1 protein-coding gene is annotated in these 3,093 nt (G+C 34.9%); it reads left to right on the top strand.

Annotation, left to right across the window (positions count from 1 at the left end):
• Nucleotides 1-109: 109 nt before the first annotated feature.
• Nucleotides 110-3,093: DEAD/DEAH box helicase family protein (locus WA010_RS00760; protein ID WP_422555269.1), on the top strand; the 2,984-nt coding region annotated here is incomplete at its 3' end.

Here is a 3,093-nt window from a genome sequence, read left to right as displayed (position 1 = left end):
AAATTATCATCATTGCACTCATGCACCAAAATCAAAAACCATTTTATTGGAAAGATCGGTCTTAGTTTTACATAAAAATAAATATTATCAATCTTTGGAGTAAATATAAATGTCTTATAAATACCACTCAATTTTTTTAGCAGCCAACCATTGGGAAGATGTTTTATCTCACTGTGATAGTCTATCCACCACTTATGAAAAAGGTGAAATATTTGAAGAATTGACCGAACTTTTTCTGCGTTTACATCCATCTTATACAACTAAACTTTCAAATGTATGGAGACTTCGAGATTTACCTGAAGAGATTCGAATATTTTTAAACTTACCCATTCGTGACGAAGGAATTGATCTAATTGCACAAACCATAGAAAATGAATATTGGTCTATTCAATGTAAATATTTAACGGACATAGATCACTCTATCGATAGAAAATATTTGAGCACTTTTACCGACTTATCATTTGGAATTGCTAAAAATATCTCTTTTGGACTTGTTGCAACAACAGCAGATCGTTTTAGTCATAAATTATCTATGTATGAAGGTCGTTTGGGCTTTATAGCTGGGGATATATGGCGTGGATTAGATAGTGAATTTTTTGCATTAGTGCATCAATATTTGACTAAACATGAAATTCAAATTGCAAAAAGAGAACCGAGACCACATCAAGCACGTGCTATTGAACGAGCAAAAGATTATTTTTCTAACGATGAGAATACCCGAGGTAAACTCATTATGCCATGCGGAACAGGTAAGAGCTTAACAGGGTTTTGGATAAGCGATACGCTAGAAGCACATAATATTTTAGTTGCTCTTCCCAGTTTATCCCTTATACGTCAAACTTTAGAAGTATGGACAAGAGAAGCCATCGCCAATAAGATGGCGATACGCTGGATAGTTGTTTGTAGTGATGATACAGTTGGAGAAAATGATAATGATGATATAGCGATACTAACACAAGATTTAGGAATTTTGATCGATACAGACCAAGATAAAATTTCCCGTTGGCTTGAACATCCTTTTGAAGGAAAAACAGTTGTATTCTCAACCTATCAAAGTGGAAAGATCACAGCGACGGCAACTCAAAAAAGTAATGTTATATTTGATCTTGGAATTTTTGATGAAGCACATAAAACAGTAGGTAAAAAAGGAGCTTTATTTTCTCACCTCTTATATGACGAAAATATCTCTATCAAACGTCGTATATTTATGACAGCGACAGAACGCCGTTATCGTGGTCGTTCAGATGAAATTGCCAGCATGGATGATCCGATAATCTACGGTGATGATTTTGAGGTTTTAAGTTTTAAAGAAGCATTGGAATCTAACCCACCTATTTTATCAGACTATAAAATTATTACTGTCGTTATTACTCGTGCTGAAATTGCCGCTATGATTGAAAACAATATCATTATTGCCGATAAAAATAAACAATGGTCAGATGACATGGAAGCGGAGATGTTAGCCGCCGTAATCGCACTACGCAAAGCAATGCGATCCCACCCAATTCGTCATGCCGTCTCATTTCATTCGAGTATTAAGCGTTCTAAACTATTTCAGCAAGCGCATGAAAATTTCAATTTTCAATTTCCTGATTATGATCCAATAGAAACCTTTCATGTCTCAGGAAAAACCCCAACAGCAATTCGTGCAAGAAGTATTCAAATGTTTGCTAAAAGCGATAAAGCTCTCATTACCAATGCAAGGTGTTTAACTGAAGGGGTAGATGTTCCGGGAATTGATGCTGTTTTATTTGCTGATCCTCGAAAAAGTACCGTCGATATTGTACAAGCAGTCGGTAGAGCATTGCGTATTTTTGAGGGGAAACAGTTTGGCTATGTTATCGTACCAGTTATTATTGAAAGCGATACTCTTGAATCGCTTGAAGATATGGGAAACTATCAAGCGATTATCGATGTATTACGTGCGCTTGCAGCGAATGATGAACGTATTGTTGAATATTTCAAAGAGATGTCTAAAGGTGAATCAAATTCAAGGGGAAAAGATTTATATAGTTTTGAATTTTCACAATCTGCATCAGTGGACATTTCAGAATTTGCTCGTGCGTTAGAGTTAAAAGTTTGGGATAAACTGGGTAAATTATCTTGGCGACCATTTGAAGAAGCACGAGAGTTTATTAGAGCTTTAGAGCTTAAAAACAATAATGACTGGAAAACATATTGTCAATCGCAAAATAAACCAAAAGACATCCCATCCAACCCTAATATAATCTATTCAAAAAATGGTTGGAGTGGAATGGGTGATTGGTTAGGAAGTTCGGAAATTAAGCAATTAAAACGTTTTAACGACTACGTTTCATTTGAAGAAGCTAAAAAATTTGCTATGACATTGGGCTTAAAAAACTTAAAAGATTGGCAAGATTACTGTAAAGGAAATTTTCCCGACCTTCCTTCAAAACCAGAAAATATTCCTTCTCAACCTGAGCAAAAATATAGACGTTCAGGTTGGAAAAATATGAATGATTTTTTAGGCGTAAATTTTTCAAAAAAATGGCGACCATTTGAAGAAGCAAGAGAATTTATTAAAAATCTTCAGCTTGCTGATATAGAAGAATGGAAACTTTATCGTAAAGGTGAATTGCCTAAAAAAGGAAAATTACCTTCTGATATTCCAAAAGATCCAGAGTTACGATATAAATCAAGTTGGATCAATTTTCCATATTGGCTTGGTTTAACAGATGACGAACGAAAATTTGGCGAGTATAAATCTTTTGAAGACGCTAAAGAATATATTCATTCATTAAAACTAAAAGGACAAATTGAATGGAGATATTACTGCCAAGGCAAAATCTCTCATTTACCTCCTAGACCCCTAGATATACCTACTGATCCGGCTAGGATATATCCTGATGAATGGAAAGGTATGGGAGACTGGGTTGGTACTGGGAGAATCAGAGAATTTGGAGATAACCCTGAACAGTGGCAAAGCTATGAAAATGCTAAAACTTTTATCCATACACTTGAGTTAAAAAGTCATGATGATTGGAGAAAATATCTTGATGGTGAATTTAAGAATAAAAGTCCTTTACCATTGGATATTCCGCGATCTCCACAATTTGTTTATAAAGATAAAGG

The sequence above is a fragment of the Sulfuricurvum sp. genome (genome assembly GCF_049305995.1).
Classification (GTDB): Bacteria; Campylobacterota; Campylobacteria; order Campylobacterales; family Sulfurimonadaceae; genus Sulfuricurvum.
The sequence above is the reverse complement of the archived record's forward strand: the minus strand, read 5'-3'. Positions and strand labels throughout refer to the sequence as shown.